The 2089-nt window shown below is 72.7% G+C and carries 3 protein-coding genes; all 3 read right to left on the bottom strand.

Annotation, left to right across the window (positions count from 1 at the left end):
* Window positions 1-862 (bottom strand): DUF2397 family protein (locus tag DQW06_RS27050; RefSeq protein ID WP_232833178.1); only part of this gene is annotated, 862 nt, incomplete at its 3' end.
* Between the two features lie 191 nt (window positions 863-1053).
* Complete coding sequence (locus DQW06_RS27045; protein WP_013156084.1) at window positions 1054-1608, bottom strand: hypothetical protein; 555 nt, start codon at window positions 1606-1608, stop codon at window positions 1054-1056.
* A 137-nt stretch (window positions 1609-1745) separates the two neighbouring features.
* Window positions 1746-2072, bottom strand: coding sequence for a hypothetical protein (locus DQW06_RS27040; protein ID WP_013156083.1), 327 nt, complete (start codon window positions 2070-2072; stop codon window positions 1746-1748).
* Window positions 2073-2089 lie beyond the last annotated feature (17 nt).

Below are 2089 nucleotides of genomic sequence, written 5' to 3'. Positions count from 1 at the left end.
GGCTTACGGAGGCGGCGGGGGCCGGCGGGTCCTCGGACGGCTCTTCGGACGGGTCGGAGAGGTCCTCGTCGGTCCCGGGGCCGAGCGGGTCCACGGGGGTCCGGGAATCGGCGGAGGCCTCCTCCCCCTCCGGGGCAGCGTCCCCCCCCTCCGGGGCACCGGCCGCGAGGGGGTCCGCCCCGTCCTCCTCCGGCTCCTCCGGGAGCGGGTCGAGGTCACCGGGGCTGTGCTGCTCGTAGGGGGTCACCAGCAGGCGCAGCCCCTCCAGGGTCAGCTCCCCGCCCTCGCCCCGGATGGTGACGTCGGCGCCCGGCGCGGCGACGACGTGCAGGCGCAGCGCGAACTCCAGGTCCCCGGCGGAGGTGGGGCGCCTGCTGGCGTCGCCGGATCCCAGGGCCGCGGTGAGGAGTTCCATCAGGACCTCCATCCCGGCGCCGGACAGGTCCAGGCGGGCACGGCGGCCCGTGGGCTCGGTCAGCAGGGAGCGGATCTGCGCGGCACCGGCGCGGCGCCAGTGGGCGGAGGACTCGGCGGCGTCGCGCAGGCGCGCCTGCTGGGCGCGGTGGTCGCTCACCGGCTCGGGCGGTCGGGCGCCCGGGTGCTCGGTGACGGTGCTGCGGTCGGCGTCGGCCTGCCACCAGCTGGTGGTCGCGGCGACACCCTCGTCCACCCTCCCCTCCAGGTGGAGCGCCGGATGGAGGGCGTACGAGGCGGCGGCGAGGGCGTCGGCGCGGTCCGGGTCGGCCTCCTCGAACCAGGCGGCCAGGCGCAGCAGCGAGGCGCGGCCGTGCCGTGGCGTCGGCCGCCCGTCGGCGCCGCGTCCGTCGTCCGCGTGGTTGTCCGTCCACTGGTTGAGTCCCACAACTCAGCAGACTAGAGACCTCGCGGGCGCGCCACGCCCGTTTCGGCCCCCTCCGGTCCCGGGAAGAGGGCCGCGTCACCCGTTTTGATCAGGAGTTATGTACTTTTGAGGAACTTTGGCATGATTCTGCGGAGGGAGGCGAAGGTCACCTCCGCCGGACGCGGCGGCGTGCCCCCGGCAGCCGGTCCGGATCACTCGGACTCCGGCAGCGCCAGGGTTCCGCCGTCGACCTCCTCCAGCGTCCCGATCATCTCCTCGGACATCTCCTCGCCGTAGTCGGTGATCGTGTACGTGGAGAAGTACATGGTGCCGTCGACGTCCACCGGGTCGCCCAGCTCGACCTCGACCTCGTAGGGATCGTCCTGGCACCCCTCCTGCATGCACCAGGTCCCCTTGACCCCTCCCTCGCCGCGCGCCACCTCGTCCGCCCACGTGCCCCACTCCATGTCGGTGAAGGTGGTGAACTCCGTGGCCACGTACTCGGTGGGGGTCTGGTCGTCGAACCCGTTCTCGTCGCCGTACCGGTTGAGGACGAAGGTCCCGCTGCTCTGGTTGGCGTCCTCCTCCGGAGTGGGCTGCGTCTCCCGCGGGCTGGCCTGCTCCTGCGGGCCGGCGGTCTCCCCCTGCGGGCTCTGCTCCGCCTCCGGAGCACTCGTGGCCTCGGGCGGGTCGGGCACGCTCAACTGCTCGCCGCAGCCGGTGGCGGCCAACAGCAGTACCGCTCCCGTCAGGACCGTGCGCCTCATCTGACGTCTCCCCCCACGTCGGTTCCCTCGGATGTCCTACCTGCGACAAGGCCCTCCGGCAGGCTGCCGGAGGGCCTCGACGAACCACTCGCGTCTTCCGTCACTGCGGGATCGGGGACCCCGCCACCCGGAGGTGGCTAGTACCCGTCGCCCCCGTCTTCACCCTCGTCCTTGTGACCCTCCGGGGCGCCACTGTCGTGGTCCTCGGAGCCGTCGTGCTGGACGTTGGTGGTGGCGGGACCGTTGATGCAGTCACCCGTCGTCTGTGGCGACAGGATGGGCACGGTCACGCCGGCCAGGCCGACGGACAGCTGGGCGTTGCAGATCTGGACCGGAACCAACTGGAGGTTCTGGTTGAACTGCTGGCCGCCGCCGTGCGAGCTGGCGAACACGGGTGAGGCGGCGAGCATTGCGCCCAGGGCGACACCGGCGATGGCGGTGGCCGCCGTGAACTTGCGCAGCATGCCGGGTCTCCTAGTCG

Source organism: Nocardiopsis sp. TNDT3, from assembly GCF_003427465.1.
GTDB lineage: Bacteria > Actinomycetota > Actinomycetes > Streptosporangiales > Streptosporangiaceae > Nocardiopsis > Nocardiopsis dassonvillei.
Note: the sequence above shows the minus strand (reverse complement) of the source record. Positions and strands in the feature narration are given on the sequence as shown.